General features: G+C 70.2%; 16 protein-coding genes and 1 pseudogene. 7 read left to right on the top strand and 10 right to left on the bottom strand.

All coding sequences use genetic code 11. The annotated features are described in order from the left end of the window. Nucleotides 1–299: 299 nt before the first annotated feature. Entirely contained in the window at nt 300–1,220 is a 921-nt protein-coding gene (locus V2J85_RS00085; protein WP_330820730.1) for an alpha/beta hydrolase, read from the bottom strand. 409 nt (nt 1,221–1,629) lie between these two features. Between V2J85_RS00085 and V2J85_RS00080 the strand changes: the two genes are divergently transcribed. Together V2J85_RS00080 and V2J85_RS00075 are read left to right on the top strand one after the other, a co-directional pair. Beyond that, on the top strand, nt 1,630–2,646 hold the full coding sequence (locus V2J85_RS00080; protein ID WP_330820215.1) for a S1 family peptidase: 1,017 nt from the start codon (nt 1,630–1,632) through the stop codon (nt 2,644–2,646). Between the two features lie 183 nt (nt 2,647–2,829). Next, nucleotides 2,830–4,080 (top strand): S53 family peptidase, encoded by a 1,251-nt coding sequence (locus V2J85_RS00075; RefSeq protein ID WP_330820729.1) that lies wholly within the window; start codon nt 2,830–2,832, stop codon nt 4,078–4,080. Here V2J85_RS00075 and V2J85_RS00070 read toward each other — a convergent pair. Continuing rightward, nucleotides 4,023–5,156, bottom strand: a complete 1,134-nt coding sequence (locus tag V2J85_RS00070) for a GlxA family transcriptional regulator (RefSeq protein ID WP_330820214.1) — start codon at nt 5,154–5,156, stop codon at nt 4,023–4,025. The two genes, V2J85_RS00075 and V2J85_RS00070, sit on opposite strands and share 58 nt — an antisense overlap. 140 nt (nt 5,157–5,296) lie before the next feature. Between V2J85_RS00070 and V2J85_RS00065 the strand changes: the two genes are divergently transcribed. Then, a complete protein-coding gene (locus tag V2J85_RS00065; protein WP_330820213.1) occupies nt 5,297–6,127 on the top strand; it encodes a dienelactone hydrolase family protein in 831 nt (276 codons plus the stop codon). A 13-nt stretch (nt 6,128–6,140) separates the two neighbouring features. On the opposite strand, the gene V2J85_RS00060 is transcribed toward V2J85_RS00065, so the two are convergent. Both V2J85_RS00060 and V2J85_RS00055 read right to left on the bottom strand, forming a co-directional pair. Next, nucleotides 6,141–6,644, bottom strand: coding sequence for a hypothetical protein (locus V2J85_RS00060; protein WP_419836717.1), 504 nt, complete (start codon nt 6,642–6,644; stop codon nt 6,141–6,143). Between the two features lie 531 nt (nt 6,645–7,175). Further along, entirely contained in the window at nt 7,176–8,132 is a 957-nt protein-coding gene (locus tag V2J85_RS00055) for an NAD-dependent epimerase/dehydratase family protein (protein ID WP_330820212.1), read from the bottom strand. Nucleotides 8,133–8,331: 199 nt separating this feature from the next. Between V2J85_RS00055 and V2J85_RS00050 the strand changes: the two genes are divergently transcribed. Next, nucleotides 8,332–9,042, top strand: a complete 711-nt coding sequence (locus V2J85_RS00050) for a TetR/AcrR family transcriptional regulator (RefSeq protein WP_330820211.1) — start codon at nt 8,332–8,334, stop codon at nt 9,040–9,042. Between the two features lie 277 nt (nt 9,043–9,319). Here the strand turns inward: V2J85_RS00050 and V2J85_RS00045 are convergent, their stop codons facing one another. From V2J85_RS00045 to V2J85_RS00035, 3 genes are all read right to left on the bottom strand, one after another. Beyond that, nucleotides 9,320–9,691, bottom strand: a complete 372-nt coding sequence (locus V2J85_RS00045) for a beta/gamma crystallin-related protein (RefSeq protein WP_330820210.1) — start codon at nt 9,689–9,691, stop codon at nt 9,320–9,322. Between the two features lie 102 nt (nt 9,692–9,793). Continuing rightward, complete coding sequence (locus V2J85_RS00040; protein ID WP_330820209.1) at nt 9,794–10,663, bottom strand: hypothetical protein; 870 nt, start codon at nt 10,661–10,663, stop codon at nt 9,794–9,796. Between the two features lie 119 nt (nt 10,664–10,782). Then, nucleotides 10,783–11,163 (bottom strand): peptidase inhibitor family I36 protein, encoded by a 381-nt coding sequence (locus tag V2J85_RS00035; protein WP_261953756.1) that lies wholly within the window; start codon nt 11,161–11,163, stop codon nt 10,783–10,785. A gap of 132 nt (nt 11,164–11,295) precedes the next feature. Here V2J85_RS00035 and V2J85_RS00030 point away from each other — a divergent pair, with 132 nt between their 5' ends. Together V2J85_RS00030 and V2J85_RS00025 are read left to right on the top strand one after the other, a co-directional pair. Next, nucleotides 11,296–12,207, top strand: coding sequence for a MerR family transcriptional regulator (locus tag V2J85_RS00030; protein ID WP_261953757.1), 912 nt, complete (start codon nt 11,296–11,298; stop codon nt 12,205–12,207). A 412-nt stretch (nt 12,208–12,619) separates the two neighbouring features. Further along, nucleotides 12,620–13,300 carry a hypothetical protein gene (locus V2J85_RS00025; protein ID WP_261953758.1) on the top strand — a complete coding sequence of 227 codons (681 nt, stop codon included), beginning with the start codon at nt 12,620–12,622 and terminating at the stop codon, nt 13,298–13,300. A 160-nt stretch (nt 13,301–13,460) separates the two neighbouring features. Here the strand turns inward: V2J85_RS00025 and V2J85_RS00020 are convergent, their stop codons facing one another. The 3 genes from V2J85_RS00020 to V2J85_RS00010 all read right to left on the bottom strand — a co-directional run bounded on the left by V2J85_RS00020 (nt 13,461) and on the right by V2J85_RS00010 (nt 16,077). Beyond that, complete coding sequence (locus V2J85_RS00020) at nt 13,461–14,054, bottom strand: hypothetical protein (RefSeq protein WP_261953759.1); 594 nt, start codon at nt 14,052–14,054, stop codon at nt 13,461–13,463. 110 nt (nt 14,055–14,164) lie between these two features. Next, nucleotides 14,165–14,803, bottom strand: coding sequence for an LPXTG cell wall anchor domain-containing protein (locus tag V2J85_RS00015; protein WP_261953760.1), 639 nt, complete (start codon nt 14,801–14,803; stop codon nt 14,165–14,167). A 974-nt stretch (nt 14,804–15,777) separates the two neighbouring features. Further along, nucleotides 15,778–16,077 (bottom strand): Rossmann-fold NAD(P)-binding domain-containing protein, encoded by a 300-nt coding sequence (locus V2J85_RS00010; RefSeq protein WP_261953761.1) that lies wholly within the window; start codon nt 16,075–16,077, stop codon nt 15,778–15,780. A 310-nt stretch (nt 16,078–16,387) separates the two neighbouring features. Between V2J85_RS00010 and V2J85_RS00005 the strand changes: the two are divergent. Then, a pseudogene (locus tag V2J85_RS00005) lies at nt 16,388–16,627 on the top strand (alpha/beta hydrolase); the annotation flags it as partial. Nucleotides 16,628–16,748 lie beyond the last annotated feature (121 nt).

Here is a 16,748-nt window from a genome sequence, read left to right as displayed (position 1 = left end):
GACCTTCGAGGCGAGCCGCGCACCGTGTGTCAACTCAGCAGGGAGGGAACATGGTTGTGGAGGGTTGCGGCGGCTTGATTCGTCATGACCAGGCCATTGGCGTCAATGTGCCGGTCTCGACCGGCGACCCGAAGGCCCCGGACAGTCCTGCCCGGCCGGCGCTCTCCCCGAACCACCGCGCCGCTCAGGCACCTCCTCCCGGAAGCCACGACTGACGTTCGCCACTCCTCCGGCGTAGCCGAGAGCCCGCCGTTCCGCCCGGGACCCGCCGACGGTCACCACATCCGAAGCTGCCTGGCTCAGGCCAGAGCCGAGGCGATGGCTGACGTCCAGGTGGTGGTGGCACGGTGGGCCAGGCGGGAGGTGGGGGCGTAGCCCTCGAAGAGATGGAACGCGCCTGGGACGACGTGGAGTTCGGTGTGGACGCCGGCGGTCATGAGGCGGCGTCCGTAATCGATCGCCTCGTCGCGCAGCGCGTCGGCCTGGCAGATCTCGATGTAGGTCGACGGCAGGCCGGTGAGGTCCTCGGCGCGCGCCGGGGCGGCGTACGGGTCCGCGGTGGCGGAGCCCAGGTACATCGGCCACATGCCGCGGACGACGCGGCCGTCGACGATCCGGTCGTCGGCGCACCCGTCGACCGAGGGCAGGGCACAGCGGTCGTCGAGGGCCGGGACGAGCAGGAGTTGGAAGGCGAGGCGCGGGCCGCCGCGGTCACGGGCGGCCAGGGCGACGGCGGCCGCGAGCGCGCCTCCGGCGGAGCGGCCTGCGACGGCGAGGCGGGCGGGGTCCAAGCCGAGGTGCTCGGCGTTGGCGGCGGTCCAGAGGAGAGCCGCGTAGCAGTCGTCGAAGGCCGCGGGGTAGGGGTGTTCGGGGGCGAGGCGGTAGCCGACGGAGACGACGACCGCTTCTGCGGCCAGGCACAGATCGCGGCAGTTTCCGTCGCCGGTGTCGAGGTCGCCGGAGATGAAGGCGCCGCCGTGGAAGTACAGGACGCCGGGGCGCGGGCCGTCCGGCGCCCCGGTCGGCCGGTAGATCCGCACGGTGATGTCGCCGGCCGGGCCCGGGAGGACGAGGTGGTCGACGGCGATGCGGGCGTCGTCCGCCGGGGGCTTGGCGGCGAGCAGTTCGCGCAAGTAGGCGCGGGTGGCGGCCGGGTCGGCGAGCGGGTCGAACGGCGGGACGCGGTCGAGGACTTCGGCTATCTCGGGGTGCAGATGCATCGCGGACACTCCACGGTCTCATTGATATGGTTCGGCATGTCTGACGCTAATGGTCACACTGATACGGTGTCAATTGAATGATGGAGTGCCGGTGAGGCGGGGGAGCGGGCGGACAGTGTGATCAAGGACCTGGCGCCGTCCCGGCTGATCGTGCTCGGTCTGCTCGCCAGGCACGGGCCGATGACGCCATACGGGCCGAAGGTCAGGGCCGAGTCCTCCGTCGGTCACCACTGATCGATCCCGCCTGCCCAGCTCTACCGCGACCCGCCCCGGCTGACGGATCTGGGCCTGTCGCGCGAGGACGCCGAGGAGCACGGCCGCCGGCGCCGGGTCGTTCACCTGACCGCGGCCGGGCGGGAGGCCCTGCGGAGCTGGCGCCCGAGTTGCCCAACAGGGAGAGCCTGCCGCTGTGCCGCCTGCGCTTCACCGGCGTGCTGCAGCACGTCAACGGCCCCCATTGGCCTTACCCGTCCACCTGTCGCGGCGGTGCACCGGGCCGAGCGGAGCCCGCGCCCTTCGCTGCCATTGGCGGCGCCTCGTCACCACACGGGCCCGTACGGGAGTACACCATGTGTGTCCCGGACGGTCCGGGGTTCAAGAGTGGCCTCTTCAGGAGCTGACGTGCGCCGTCCTCCAGCTCTCTTGTGCCTTGGTCCGCTCCGTGCCCGGTCCCGCTTCACCCCCCTCACCTCCCCGGAAGGTTCCCCATGCGCAAAATCGCTGTGCCCCTCGGCGCTGCGGCTGCTCTCACGTTGAGTCTGACGGTCGGCGGGCACGTCGCCTCGGCGCACCAGGCCGCCCCGCCGCGTCCACACAGGCCGCACGACCCGCCATCATCGGCGGTCAGTTCGACAGTGCGCCGTGGTCGGCCGACGTCCACTACACCAAGGACGGCCACGGAGGGATCTGCTCCGGAGCAATCACCGCTCCGCAATGGGTGCTGACGGCCGGTCACTGCTCCGGTGACAACGAGTTCGTCTACGTCCGCGACCCCCAACTGAAGAGCGGCACCAAGGGCGAAGTCGACAAGAAGTACACCGACCCGAGCACCAAGGGCGACCTGCTTCGCCTGCATCTGTCCACCTCGATCCACACCACGTACCTGGCCGTGGGGACCGGCAACCCGCCCGTCGGTTCGACCGTGCAGATATGGGGCTGGGGTGACACCACACAGGGCGGCAGTCACTCCGACCGTCTGAAGTCGGGGCACATGAAGGTCAACGGCACCAACTGCACGGATGCGCAAGGCGGGCCGGCGCTGTGCCTGGTCAAGGGGCCGGACCTCTCCGCCAAGGGGGATTCGGGCGGTCCCGCGCTGTACAACGGCGTCGAGGGGGGACTCGACAGCCGCGGTGACGACACCACGAAGTCGTATGCGCAGATCGCCGCGCACCGTTCGTGGATCAAGAAGACGGCCGGCGTCTGACCTGATCAAGAGGCTCCCGCTCGTGGGCGGGTGAGCCGGCCCGTCTCGCCCGGGGCCGCGTCTGACGAGGTACGCAATCCCCTCCGCGGGGGTGCGTCACGACGGCGACGGCGGCCGTGGTTCAAGCAACTGTCATGCACCTGGCAAGCCCTGCTCGCTCACCGAGAGGAACAACCCATGCCCATGCGTCGGCACACCCTCAAACGCCCCCGGATCATCCTGTCCGCCGTGACGGCCGGCGCCCTGACGATCACGGCTCTCGCCCTGGCAGGAAGGGCCGGTGCCGCTCCCATCCACACCGGTTCCGCAGCGCTGACCTGGCATCAGCTGTGCGCCGCACCCAGCACGACGGCAGCGTCCTGTGACGTCCTGCAGGTCGACCACCCGGCCGAGCGCGTCTCCGCATTCGGCACCACCTCCAGCGCAATGCCGTCCGGCTACGGCCCCACGGACCTCCAGAGTGCTTACAAGCTGCCCGCCGACGGCGGTGCGGGCCAGACCATCGCGGTGATCGACGCCTACGACGACCCGAACGCCGAGAGCGATCTGGCGACTTACCGCAAGCAGTACGGGCTGCCCGCCTGCACCACGGCCAACGGCTGCTTCAAGAAGGTGAACTCCTCCGGCAACACTTCGCCCCTGCCCTCCAGGGCCAGCGCCAATCAGGGCGCCGAGGACTCACTGGACCTGGACCTGGTCTCCGCCGTCGCCCCGAGAGCGAAGATCCTCTTCGTCGAGGCGTCCGGCGGGACCATGGCGGCGATGGGCACCGCGGTCAACCGTGCCGTCACCATGGGAGCCAAGTACGTTTCCAACAGCTACATCTTCAGGGAGTCCTCCTCCGACCCGAGCTACGACCAGCAGTACTACAACCATCCAGGTGTCGCGGTGGTCGCAGGCAGCGGCGACTGGAACTACTCCTGGGGAGTGGGCTACCCCTCCAGTTCCCCGTACGTGACGTCGGTTGGCGGCACCTCGCTGCTCAGGGCGTCCAACGCACGAGGCTGGAACGAGACCGTCTGGAACAGCAAGGCCGGCGAGGGCACCGGCTCGGGCTGCTCGGCGTACGAGTCCAAGCCGTCCTGGCAGACGGACTCGGGCTGTTCCAAGCGCATGACCGCCGACGTCTCGGCCGTGGCCGACCCGGCGCACGGCGTCGCGGTCTACGACAGTTACCAGAAAGGCGGCTGGGGCGTCTACGGCGGGACCAGCGCGGCCACCCCGGTCATAGCCGGTGTCTACGCGGACTCGGGTACCCCGGCCGCCGGGTCCAACCCGGCGTCCTACCCGTACGCCCACCCCGACGCGCTCAACGACGTGACCGCAGGCAACAACGGCACCTGCTCGCCGGCCTACTTCTGCACGGCACAAGAGGGCTATGACGGCCCGACGGGACTGGGATCACCGAACGGCACGGCCGCCTTCCACAACTGACCGGCATCTCGTGCTGCGGGTGGTTCCTCCCCACCGCCGCCGTCCGGGCCTGCCGCCCGGGCCATGCGGCGGAAGGCGGCCCGGTAGGTGCTCGGGCGGTGGCCGGTGTGGCGGGCGAAGAGGGCGGCGAAGGTACCGGGGTCCTGGTAGCCGACGGCCGCGGCGACGGCGGCGACGGTGCGGTCGGTGGTCTCCAGAAGATGGCGGGCGCGGCGGACGCGGGAGGCCTGTAGGTGGGCCAGCGGGCTGCGTCCGGTCTCTTCGGCGAAGCGGCGCAGCAGTGTGCGGGTGCTGACCCGGAAGGCGTCCGCGAGCGCGGCGAGGTCGTACCGCTCGGCGAGGTTCTGGTCGAGCCGCCGCATGACCTGCTGGGAGAACTCCCGGCCGGGCTGGGGGAGGAGCCGCGGGTCGACGTACGGGGTCTGGGAGGTCCGCGCGTCGTCGACGAGCGCCAACCGTGCGGTGGTGCGGGCGACCCGGGCTCCGTTGTGTCGGCGGATCAGGTCCAGCGCGAAGTCGTACATGGCGCTGAAGGCGGCCGTGGTCGTCACCCCCGTGTCGGTGACGACCAGGTGCTCGGGTCGCACGTCGGCGGTCGGGCAGCGCCTGGTCAGTTCGTCGGCGTGCAGCCAGGAGGTGGTGGCCCGGCGCCGGTCGAGGAGCCCGGCCTCGGCGAGCAGGAACGCGCCGACGCAGAGGGAGATGACGGCGGTGCCGGCGGCGGCCTGCGCGCGGATCGCCGCGATCTCGGGGGCGAGCCGGGCGAGCCGGGCGTCGAGGTCCGTGTCCGGGTGCAGTTCGAAGCCCGGGACCACGAGGACGTCGACCTCGCGCAAGGGACGCACCTCCAGGCTCGCGCCGCCCGAGGCGATGACCCGGCGGCGGGGCGAGACGACCGACACCCGGTAGCGGGGCGCGTCCGGTCCGGCGACATGCCCGGCCATCGTCAACAGGTCGGGGACGCCGAACACTTCGGACGCGAAGCAGTCCGGGTACGCCAGGACCCCGACCCGCAGCGCACCCGGTCCGGCGTCCGGACCCGCACCGTCCTCCGCCTGGCGTGCCGCCTCTGCCATCGCTCCCGAACCCCCTGGTGTCCCCGGCCCCCGGTCGCCGACGGCGTACCGCTCGCCTCCCTCACGTGTGGCGAGATTACCCCTGGCCTTGGCGATCCCGCCCCTCACCCGGGGGCCGGCCCCGGGGCGAGGGTGGCCCCATGAGCGACGACGATCCGATCACCGACTTCACCCGCCGGAGCATGGCCGTGGAGGGGGTGGAGAAGACGGTGTACGTGGCCGGGGCCGGGCCCGCGGTCGTGGTGCTGCCCGAGATGCCGGGCATCAGTCCCGACGTCCTGCGGCTCGCGCGCTGGGTGCGGGACGCGGGCTTCACCGTCCATGTGCCCTCCCTGTTCGGGACGGACGGCGCCTTCCCCACGGTCGAGGGCGGCCGGGAGGTCGTCCGCCGCGCTTGTGTCAGCGCGGAGTTCCGCGCCTTCGCCGGGGGCGGCACCAGCCCGGTGACGGTCTGGCTGCGCGGCCTGGCGCGCCAGGCCCACACCGCGTGCGGTGGGCCGGGGGTGGGTGCGATCGGCCTGTGCTTCACCGGCAACTTCGCCCTCACCATGGCCCTGGAGCCAGTGGTGATCGCGTCGGTGGTCAACCATCCGTCGCTGCCGCTCGACGACCCCGGGGGACTCGAACTCGACGCGGCGGACGCGCGCGCGGTGCGGGACCGGCTCGACCGCGACGGACTCACCGTCCTCGCCTACCGCTTCGAGGGCGACCGCTGGTGCACGGGGCAGCGTTTCGCCGCCTACCGGGCGCTGCTCGGCGACGCCTTCGACGGGCGCGTCCTCCCGGACAGCGCCGCCAACCCGGCCCCGCCGCCCTTCTTCGCCGACCTGGTCGGCACGCCGCACAGTGTCGTCACCGCTCACCTTGTCGACGAGGCCGGCCACCCCACGGTCCGCGCCCGCGACGAGATCCTCGCCTTCCTCACCGACCGCCTGAACCCGCATGGGAACCGACCGCTGCCCGCCACCTGACCGGGCCCAGAGGCTATGCCTGTCCCCGTGCCCGGAGCCGCTTCGCGTACGACCAGGTCACCGCGGTCATCAGGGCAGGGATGGCGATCAGCGGGGCAAAAGCGCAGGCCCACACGGTGTATGCGGTATCGCTGGTCATGTACGTCCGGCTCTCGACGGTGACAGCGACCCCGAGTTGCCACAGTGCCACCAGGACCAGGAGGCCCGAGGCGGTCCACGACAGGGTGGCGAGGGTCCGGGGACGCAGTGGCTGCCGCCGGTCGCTGACGAGCAACAGCGGGAATAGCGCGGCCAGTTCGGCGAGGACGGAGAGGCCGACGACGTAGGCGATGCCCCAGCCCGGGATGGCGAAGACGTCGCGCAGCACCTGCTCGCTGTAGCCCACGTAGACACCGGATGCCATGGCGATGCGCCACAGACCGGACGGGAGCGCGCACAGCGCGATGGCGTGGGCGGCGCGACGAGCCCAGGCAGGTGCGGGTGCGACGGAGGAGGGGTGGGCATTCGCTGTCGTCATGCCGTCCATGCTGGTCCTGGACATGGCAACGGTGCGTCCTCCGCTACGACGGACCTCCTCCGTCGCTCGGGGGAGGGCGGCACCCCGGGGGAGGACCTCAGGAGGACCAAGCGCCGAGCAGGCCGGGCTGCCCCAGCTCCAGATCTCCACGGCGATCGAGGGGATGGTGACCAACCCGGTGACCGGTGAACGTTCCCGGTCACGACACCGGACGAGTAGTTCCGAAGTACCCAGTGGTCGAAGGGGGTTGAGAGCAACGAGGCGTGCGTCGGCGTCGCCGGTCCGCCCCGGCCGGCCACCGACCGCCCGTGAACGCCCCTGCCCGACGACACCGGCTGGCTTCGAGCGGTACGCCACGACCCCGGCCGAAGGCGCCGCAGGCGTGGTTCGCTTCGGAGTCACACGGCATCACCTCGGGAAGGAAGACCCGGTGGGCCGGCGGCACCGCTGCCGGCCCACCGGCTTCGACTACCGCGCTCAACCCGCCGTGCCGCACGGTCGGTCCGGGGCGTCACCGGCCGGTGCGGCAGGTCAGTTCCGCGCGCCGGCGATCAGCGTGCGGAACCAGCCGAGTGTGGCGTCGAGCGTCGCATCCAGCGGCGTCGGACGGAGGCCGAAGGACCGCTCGAACGCCGAGGAGTCCACGATCTGCGCCTCGGTGTGCTGGTAGAACATCTCCGCGTACTCGTCCATGAAGGTCGCGTCGAACGGCCCGAAGGGACGGGGTTCGGTGAGCACCACCCGTCGCAGCGGGCCGCCCACCCGCTCCTCGATCATCGAGTGGATCTCCCGGGTGGTACGGGCGGGCGCGGTGGGCAGATGCCACACCCGGCCGTCGCCTTCCGGGTCTTCGCCGAGGGCGGCCAGGCCCTTCGCCACGTCCTGGATGCCCGTGTAGCTGTGCGGGAGGTCGATGTCGCCCAGCGCCAGCACCTCGCCGCCGGTCAGTGCGGGCGGGAACACCGCGCCGCCGAGCGTCGAGTTGAGCACGCCGGGACCGACGAAGTCGGCCGACCGGCCGAGGACGACACGGACCCGCCCCGCGCGGTGAGCGGCGAGATATGCCTCGTCCAGCTGCGCCCGCATCACTCCCTTACGGCTTGTCGCCCGCCAGGGAGTGTCCTCCGTCATCACCTCCCCGTGCGTCGGGCCGTACGGGTACAGCGTGTCCAGGACGACCAGCCGGGCCCCGGTGGCCTCGACGGCACTCAGCACAGCCTGCTGGACCCGGGGCATGACCTCGGTCTGCTGGTGATAGGCGACGTTCACGCAGTGGTACACGACATCGGCGCCCTCGACGGCGGCCCGCGCTCCGTCGTACGTGCTCACATCGGCGGCACGGCGCTGCACGCCGTCAGGGGCGCCGTCCGGCATCGAGCGGCTCACCAGTCGTACGGCCTTGCCCTGGCGGGCGAGCTCGGCGGCGAGCGTGGTGCCGGCCGGGCCGGCACCCAGAACGGCGTGGAGACGGCGTGCAGCAACAGACATGGCGATTCCTTCTTTCCGGGATGGCGGGTGGAGCGGATCAGCGGTGGGCGAGAGCGGTGGAGCGGAACACTGCTTCACGTCCTCACGTATGTTAGAGACCATAACTCTTGCGATCGGCCATCGCAACTGAAGTGATGGTTACGATGAGCGAGGACCGCTCACACATGCCGTCCGCTGCCCCGCAACGCAGGAGGAGACCATGGCCGGCGAGGTACGAAGCCCCCGGGCGCGCTACCGCGAGCAGAACCGTGCGGAAATCAAGGCGGCCGCGCTGCAGCAGCTCGCCGAGGGCGGCGTCCAGGCCGTCGCGCTCACCCGGATCGCCAAGGACATGGGGCTGTCCGGGCCGGCCCTCTACCGCTACTTCGCGGGCCGGGACGACCTACTGGGCGAGCTGATCCGGGACGCCTACGACGATGTGGCGCAGGCCATCGCACAGGCCGACAGTGGCCCCGCCGAGGACGCGCGGTCCACCCTGCACGCCCTCGCCGGCGCCTACCGGAGCTGGGCCGTCGCGCAGCCGCACCGCTATCTCCTGATCCAGGGAACGCCGCTCCCCGGTTACACGGCTCCGTCCGACACGCTCCAGCGCGCGCGGGCCGTCCTGGGGCCGTTCCTGAAGGTGTTCGCCGCCGGTGCGCCCGCCGAGGCGCTACGGCCGGCCGTCGCCGAGATGGACGCATGGGCACGCAAGGACGACGGCGTCGCCGACTGGGTGGCGCAGCACACCGGTCTGCCGCCGCACGGCAAGGCGACGGGCATCGCCCTCGCCGGTACGGTGCTGGCCTGGTCGCAGCTGCACGGCACGGTCGGCCTGGAGGTGTCCGGCCACTACGCCGGGATGGGGCACCAGGCATCTACCTTGCTCACCGCGCAGATCGACACCCTGGCCGACGCCTTCGGACTCTAGGGTCTGTCCGATGGGCCATGGCCAGGCCCGCGACGCCCCGCCCAGCCAACGCTGGGAGGTGCCCCCAGTCACGGCACCTCGGGCGTTGCCGGAGCGTCCCGACAGCTCCGCCATCGGGACGCTCCGGCGCCTTGTGATGCAGCTCGGCTGCCAAGCAACGAATGAGGGTGTCGAGACGGAGTTCGCGCAGCGCACGCGGTGCACCAGACGCCGTGGCCGTTCCGACCCTGACCCATCGGACAGACCGTAGTCCGCCCCGCCCGTCAGCCGCTCGCTGTCAGCGGAAGTGGAGGGAGCCTGGTCCGTCGCTCATGTGGGGGTGATTGCCGAAGTGGGGCTCCTTCTCGCCCGGTGCCAGGGAGAAGCGGGCGCCGTTGTATCCGGTGTGCTGGTAGAAGGTGACCGTGCGCTTGCCCGGGTTCGTGGCGGAGCCGCTGTGGTCCCAGCCGTTGGCCCGCAGATTTGCCATGCTGCGGGTGATGACCCCGTACCTACCCTTGAAGTTGGGCTGCTCGTAGAGCTTGACCTTCGCCTCGCGGGGCTTGAGCGGGCCGCCGGCCTCCTGGGAGCTGTCGGCGAAGGCCGGCAGGGAGCTGCCGAGCGCGAGTGCAGCGGCGACGGCGCCCGCGGCTAAGTGGCTGATACGCATGATGTACCTCTTCCGGTGTCTGTCGTGCGAGGTTTTTCAGGTGGGTGATGGTGTGGGCCCGCGGGCGGCGGGGATGCCGCGGGCCGGACTTGGTTCCCTGCCTCAGCCGCCCTCACGCTTCAGGACGCGGCGGGCGGCTGCCAGCCAGCGGTCCTTGCGGGCCTTCGCCTCGTGCAGGCGGTCGGTGTGCTGCTGGATCAGGCGGTGTTGGATGCGGGTCTCGGCCGCTGCCCACACCGTCACCAGCTTCGCCGACTTCTGGCAGGCCACGTCTCTGCGGGCGGTGGCGCGTTCGGTCGCTGTGGGCTCGGTCGTCTCCCAGCGCTCGCTGCCGGCGGCTGCAAAGGGGTCCGGGTAGTCGAAGCCCGCCTTCGCCATGCATGCGTGCCAGGCGCGCAGGGCGTCGCGTACTTCGGAGGTCCGCCGGGAGGTTTCCAGGGCGGTGCCGGTCAGTTGGTTGAAGGCGTGGTAGTCGGGTGGAGGGGTGTCGCCGACGAGTTGATGCCGGGCTGTCTTGAGGCAGCCGCCCTTGCCGGAGGTCCCGTAGGCGGCGCGCTGCACCTCGGCGGGGAGAGCCTCGCGCTCGTCCCAGGCCCGGTTGCGTCGTACCACCGACGGTGGGTCGGGGTGCGGGTGGTATCCGTAGCGGACGGCTTCCGCCTCGTCGGCTCCGTATCGTCGGACGTTCGGCGGCTCGCTGTCCTGGGCGTCCACCGAGGGCAGGGTCTTCCACTCCATGCCCTGGTCGTTCATGCACCGGCGCATGAGTAAGTCCTGTGCGTCTTCCACGGCGTGGGTCTCGGCCACGGTCGATGCATAGGCGTCCAGTGGCAGCCGGAGCTGCCTGGCCTGCTGGGACACGGGCAGTGGGTGCGAGGCGGGCATGGACTGGTGCTCCGTGGCGGTGCATGCGGTGGTGGCCAGGAGCAGCAGTGCGAGCGCGGTGGTGGCCCGGGCGCGGGAGGGCGACATGGTTGCCTCTCGTCATGCGGTGCGCGTTGAGCGGGGTGTGGTGGGAGGTCGGGGGGAGGGGTGCGGCCCCCGTAGCCGCACCCCACCCGTCAGCAGTTCGTTGCTGACGGAACCCGCTGTCAGCTGAACTTGATGGAGCTCGTCGCGTCGCTCATGTGGGGGTGGTCACCGAAGTGCGGCTCCTTCTCGCCCGGTGCCAGGGAGAAGCGGGCGCCCTCGTAGTTCTTGTGCTGGTAGAAGGTGACCGTGCGGTTGCCCTTGTTCTTGGCGGAGCTGATGGTGTCGTTCCAGCCGTCCTTCTTCAGGTTTCGCATGTTCTCGGTGAAGGTCGTGTTCCTGTTCTTGTACTTGGCGTCCTGGAAGATCTGGACCTTCCGCTTCGCGGCGGCCGCCTGGTCGGCGGCGACCGAGGCGTGACCGTCGGCGAAGGCCGGCAGAACGGCGCCGAGCGAGAGTGCGGTCGCGGCGGCACCCGCGGCGACGATGTGACGTATACGCATGAGATGTTCCCCTCTGGTCAGTTCTCAGGTGAGACACGTGAGTTGGGTGATCTTTTGGCCGGTTATGTTGGCTCGTGCCCGACCGGCACTTCGTACGCTAAGAGCTCCCGTGCACTGGAGGTTCAAGTAGCTGTGAGCGAGGACACATGGACCATTGGGCAACTGGCGGCCCGCACCGGGCTGCCGGTGAAGACGGTCCGGTACTACTCCGACGTGGGCCTGTTGCCCGTCGCTGAGCGAAGCGCTGGAGGCCACCGCCGCTACCGGCCGGAGGCGCTGGAACAACTGCACCTGGTCCAGCGGCTGCGCGCGCTGGACACCCCGATCTCCACCATCACCCAGCTGGCTTCCGGCGAACGCAGCCTCGGCGACCTCATCGCCGACGAGATGGGCCTGGTGCGGAGCCGATTGACCGAACTCCACTGGCGCCAGGCCACCCTGGAGGCACTGGACGACTGCTCCGCACAGGAGCGGCTCCGCCGTCTGGAGGTGCTGTCCCGCGTTCAGCGTCTGCCGGAATCCCAAGACCGGCTCGCAGGGGCATGGAGACAGACGCTTCCCGCCTCCGTGCCGGCGCGCCTTGTCGATGCCATCACCGCGCAGGCCGTTCCGGAACTTCCGGAGAACCCCACCGCGGAAGTGGTCCTGGCCTACGCCGAACTGCACACACTCATCAGGCACCAGGACTTCCCCGTCTACTGGGCCTGCCCCAGCGTGCGCGACAAGGCGTCGCTGTACTCAAAACTCCTCGATACCTGCGAGCTCGCCGCCGACGCGGTCGCCGACGGCCTGCCACCGCAGCCCGGAGAGGTGCTGGACTACTTCTCCCGAGCCTGCGCCCGCCTCCGTGGCGAGGACGACACCCCCGGATTCCGCACCTTCATGGCTGCGCAGCTGCACGGCATCATCCCCCTCTTTCGACGGTATTGGCAGCACGTCGCCACGATCTCGGCCGCTCAGCGACCCAACCTGGGGATCACGCATTGCTGGCTTGTCGAATCCCTCACTTCGCGGGAACAAGCCGCGCCGGCACCAGCGCGCTGACGCCGCCCACCGACGGGCCCCAACGGGGAAGATCACGACTCCGATCCGTGGTGTTGCGCACTCCGACCGCATTCCTGGGGCTCACCGGCACGCACAGGGCAAGATCGGCATCTCTCTGACCTGCATGGACGCAGGATGACCGGGAAGCGCAGGTGCATCGGGCGACGGGGCGCGGAACTATCCTGGACCGTGTGGCGGGGGAGCGGCACTCGAAGCCGAAGGAACGGCCGCGAATGCAGCGGCGGAGGGCGTGCCCGCATGCGCTCCATACGGTTGTGCGTGGCTTCATGCGGCCGTGCGTAGCCTCGCGTGGCTGAGCGTGACGCCCTGCGGCCGTTGTGCGCGTGCGAGCGGGCGTGCTGTACGTGGCCCGAAGCGACAACGGCACACGTCCACAGGCGGTGAGGACACCATGTGGGATGCGATCAAGCGCAAACGGCGCACGCGCCATCCGGAACCGGAAGAAGTGGAAGAGGTAGCGGACATCGTCTGTGACCGCTGCAAGCGGCCCATGCGCGGTGGGGGAGACGGATGGAACGCCGTCTTCGACGAGGGATACGCGATCGGGTATCTGTGCCCGGACTGCCAGACAGCGGAGGAGAACGCCGAGGCCGAGGTGCATGAGGCGACCCTCGACTGCAGCGCGGGCCATGTGGATGAGGACGGCCGCGTCCGGTGGCCGGTGAAGGGTGCCTGGAACGGCATCTCGACCGGAACCCACGGGGCGATGCGGGAGAACAAGGCCATTCACATGCTGGTCTCCCTGGAGCCCCCCGAGCTGCGCGTCGCCGTCGGGCCGCAGTCGGACGCACGGCTGAGCGGGCTGTTCAGAACCGAGACGTGCAAGAAGGCCGTCCACGAGGCGATGTCGAGCAAGGGGGCACAGCCCGGGACCCGGGACCTCGCGTACCTGGTGGACAGTGACATGGACTCCACCGACGTCTGGGTGGTGGAGGACCAGGCGATGGCAGCCGGAGGGAACGACTCACACAAGCTTGTGGTCATCTACTCTCCGGACATCGACCCGCACCTCCTCGACGCGTTCGCGCCGGAGTACGCCGACTCGATGCGCGAGGCGATCCACGCGCAATGACGTCCAGGGCCGTGGTCAGGGTCGCGGCCTCGCCCAGTCCCTGGCCCTGATGCAAGTCCAGACGGCCGCGGAGCTGGTCCGCGAACGCGTGGTCGCGGAGCTCGTGGAGGCGGGGGCTGCCGCCGTCGGGCCGCGACGGCGGCAGCCCTCCTCACAGGTTTCAGCCCTTGCGGGGGTAGAAACCGCCGACCTCGTCGACGTCAGCCGTGCAGTCCGTGTCGCGGTAACGGTCGACGAAGGAGCCGGTGAGGCCGGTGAACGCGTCGTACGCGTGGTCCAGGGGCAGGTCTTTACCCACCCTGAACCGCAGCTGCGCGTGGACGGACTCGCGGGGCTTCAGCGTCTTCGGGGCGGGGATGGTGCCGCGGGCTTTCCCATCTGCCTGGCGCAGCGTCTTCCAGGCGCGCTGCGAGGTGTCCCAGTACTGCAGATCGCCGTACGGGCTCAGGTCGCGCTCGCCCTCGTTGTAGACATAACTGCCCAGCTTGGCGCTGAGTTCGAACGACTTCAGCTCCTTAGTCGAGGCGTTGGTGAGCGTGGCCGTGTAGGTCGTCCACTGAGTACCGAGAGCGATCGACTTGGGTATGCCGAACGAGCGGCCCACTAAGGTGTTGTGGTACACCCCGGTGTCGAGGTCGGAGCACTTCGGGAGTTCCGCGGCAGGGGCCGCCTGGGAGGCGGGCGCGGCGGCCACCGCCACGGGGAGCAGGGCGGCCGTCGCGGCCGAGATCGACAGGGCGCGGCGCAGTTTCATGAAGATCTCTTTTCTGATTCTTCGGACCCTTGGAGCCTTTGTTTCCCGTGTCATTGGGTTCTGCGGCCGTGGATCCTTGGGTTAAAAGGTGCTTGGAGGAGTGGTGGGGCTTACGCGGTGACGTCCGTGGCGCCCGGACCGACCGCGCCCTTCCGGCGGCGCACGCCGATGACCGCACCCGCGCCGACCACCATCGCGGCTCCGCCGGCGAGCGCGATCGCCGGGAGCGCGGAGGAGGAGCCGGTCGCGGCGAGGTGGGCGCCGCCCTGCGGGCTGAGGCCACCGGTGGAGTCGGAACCGCCCGTACCGCCGCCGGGCGAGGCGCTCTGGCTGGGATCGGCCGTGCCACCCGGCTTGCCCGGCTCACCCGGCTTGGTGGTCGAGGGCTGCGTCGGCTTCGCGCTTGCGGGGAGGATGGTGAAGTCGTACCAGGCTTCCTTGGCCGAGCCACAGGAGCCGTCGCGGTTGCGGTAGTCGCCGGCAGCGAGCGCGTACCCGGCGCCGGGCTTGGCGTCCTTGACCACGCGGGTGCGCAGTTGGAGCGTGATGGTGCTGCGCGGACCGACGGCGAAGAAGCCGAACAGGTCGTCGGGCTCCGCGTCGTGGAAGGTCTTCCACCGCCCCGTCTTGGCGTCGCGGTACTCGGTCTCCAGCTCCCAGTACGGCCGGTCGACATCTTCGGCCGAGGACACGAGCAGGAAGGGCTGGACCTTTTCCAAAGGCTTGCCGGTGGTGTTGGTGAGCGTCATGGAGAAGGGGGTCCAGGCGCCGCCGGCAGTCAGCTTCGGCGGCAGCCCGTGGACGGCCGCGTGTAACTGGTCGGACTCGAACGCGCAGGACTGATCCGCACCTTCGGAATCACCGGCGTCCTTGCCTCCGCCGGTGGCACCACCCGCGCCGGTGGTCCCCTGAGAGGTCCCGGTGGCTTTCCGCGGTTTCCCTGGGGCGGGTCGGGCGGCCCCGTCACGGTCCTGGGATGCCGAGCCACCGCCAGTGGCTTCGCCCGGGCGCCGCGGCTCGTCCGGTTTACTCGTTCCGCCGCCGCTCGTTGCGGAATCCGCTGGCCGGTCCGCCGGTGTTGCGGCATGGGGGGAGTCGGGAGAGGCGGGCGTGCGGGGACCGGCCTCGGACACCGGCTCCGATGCGAACGCTGCGGCGGGCGCGGCCAGTACGGTGGCGGGCCCTATCACGGCAGCCGCTGCGGCGGCCGTCAGGGCGCGGCGAATCTTCATCCAGCAGACCTTTCGTATCCCAAGTGCCGCCTGGGCGGCACAGGTTGATGTTCGTCAGGTTCAGGCCGTGCATGACTCATGGTGTGCGTGAGTCCGCATGCAGATATGCGTACATGCGTACACCTGCGCCTCATATAGGAGGGATCGCACCGCGAAAGGGTTCCACGCTCAAGTCGCTGAAGTGGCGCATATGGTGGGAGGTATCCCGAGATTTCCGTCAGGTTCCGCCTTCGAAGATCATCGAGTGGGCGGATCGCGGTCGGTTGATTCATCGCCATGAACTCACTGACCACGAGGGAGAGTTGCTCGCCCCGCTGATACCGCTGGCCGTCACCGGACGGCCTCGGGTGGCAGACCGCCGGGTGCGGCGACGCGGCATCGCCACCCGATGCGAGACGACCGCCACCTCCTACGAAGCAGCGGTCATGCTCGTATCACTCCTGCTCCGGGCGAGATCCGCTTGAAGACGGACCCTAGTTCAATGACGGACCCTAGTTCACGCCCGCGGTGAGCTCGCCGAACAGGCGCTTCGCCGTCGGCGAGGTGAACGCGCGCTCCAGTTCCGCTCGGGCGATCCGCCTGCGGAACTCCCCTTCGTAGGAGGCGTCTCCGGCGTTGTGCATCATCTCGGTGATCCAGACCGCGAATGCCTGGTAGTTCCAGATGTGGCGCAGACAGGTCCGCGAGTACTCGTCGAGCAGGGTCGCATCGCTCTCCCGGATCCGACGGATGACGGCGCGGGCGAACACGTGGGTGTCGTGGAGGGCGAGGTTGATCCCCTTCGCGCTCATCGGGGGGACGATGTGCGCCGCGCGTCGGTTCGGCCGTGAAAGCGATGGGAGTGGTCGAATCCTGGCGGCGTCCACGTCACCCGGTTCGCCGGGGCGATCCAGGTCCCGCGTTCGGTCGTGGTGGTGAAGGCTCCGGCGGCGGCGTACACCAGCTGGCCGTGGGTGTGGGAGTGGGCGTCGAGGTGGTAGCCGTGCGGGAGCCAGGCCGCGGCACGAGGCATCTCCGCCGGTGGCGTCACGGGCGCTGCGGAGGGCGGGGAGGGTTGGCGGCTTTCCGGCATCGGCCGCCAGCGTACCGGCGGTCCGGCGCCTGCCCCCAGCCCCCCGGCGAACGTTCGGGTTCGTGGCCAATGCGCCAGCTGGAGCGGTGCTCATGGCCCACGGCGGCGGCAACCACAAGAAGCACCCGGCGATGTCCGGCCGCGCTCGCCTTCTCGTGACCGGCTGCGGCTTCCACGTCGCCGTCATCGACGCGCCCGGTCACGGCGACCGGCCGCGCACGGCGCATGACGAGGCCGAAATCGCCGAGCTGTTCCGGGCTAGGTGTGCTGTCCCGGGACGTTGGTGACAGGCGACATGCCTTGAGTGGTCCTTGAAAGAGGCGAGGGCCTTCTGGCTCGGTGTGGATTGCGACATCTACCGCCGAGTGCAGGAGGCCCTCGTGATCCACC

Source organism: Streptomyces bugieae (genome assembly GCF_036352915.1).
GTDB lineage: Bacteria > Actinomycetota > Actinomycetes > Streptomycetales > Streptomycetaceae > Streptomyces > Streptomyces endophytica.
Note: the sequence above shows the minus strand (reverse complement) of the source record. Positions and strands in the feature narration are given on the sequence as shown.

Coding starts and splice junctions, on each gene's coding strand:
- V2J85_RS00035 (WP_261953756.1), bottom strand. CDS start 11,163: ATGCGTATACGTCACATCGTCGCCGCGGGTGCCGCCGCGACCGCACTC.
- V2J85_RS00050 (WP_330820211.1), top strand. CDS start 8,332: ATGGCCGGCGAGGTACGAAGCCCCCGGGCGCGCTACCGCGAGCAGAAC.
- V2J85_RS00040 (WP_330820209.1), bottom strand. CDS start 10,663: ATGTCGCCCTCCCGCGCCCGGGCCACCACCGCGCTCGCACTGCTGCTC.
- V2J85_RS00045 (WP_330820210.1), bottom strand. CDS start 9,691: ATGCGTATCAGCCACTTAGCCGCGGGCGCCGTCGCCGCTGCACTCGCG.
- V2J85_RS00085 (WP_330820730.1), bottom strand. CDS start 1,220: ATGCATCTGCACCCCGAGATAGCCGAAGTCCTCGACCGCGTCCCGCCG.
- V2J85_RS00025 (WP_261953758.1), top strand. CDS start 12,620: ATGTGGGATGCGATCAAGCGCAAACGGCGCACGCGCCATCCGGAACCG.
- V2J85_RS00020 (WP_261953759.1), bottom strand. CDS start 14,054: ATGAAACTGCGCCGCGCCCTGTCGATCTCGGCCGCGACGGCCGCCCTG.
- V2J85_RS00055 (WP_330820212.1), bottom strand. CDS start 8,132: ATGTCTGTTGCTGCACGCCGTCTCCACGCCGTTCTGGGTGCCGGCCCG.
- V2J85_RS00065 (WP_330820213.1), top strand. CDS start 5,297: ATGAGCGACGACGATCCGATCACCGACTTCACCCGCCGGAGCATGGCC.
- V2J85_RS00070 (WP_330820214.1), bottom strand. CDS start 5,156: ATGGCAGAGGCGGCACGCCAGGCGGAGGACGGTGCGGGTCCGGACGCC.
- V2J85_RS00075 (WP_330820729.1), top strand. CDS start 2,830: ATGCGTCGGCACACCCTCAAACGCCCCCGGATCATCCTGTCCGCCGTG.
- V2J85_RS00060 (WP_419836717.1), bottom strand. CDS start 6,644: ATGACGACAGCGAATGCCCACCCCTCCTCCGTCGCACCCGCACCTGCC.
- V2J85_RS00015 (WP_261953760.1), bottom strand. CDS start 14,803: ATGACGCTCACCAACACCACCGGCAAGCCTTTGGAAAAGGTCCAGCCC.
- V2J85_RS00010 (WP_261953761.1), bottom strand. CDS start 16,077: ATGAGCGCGAAGGGGATCAACCTCGCCCTCCACGACACCCACGTGTTC.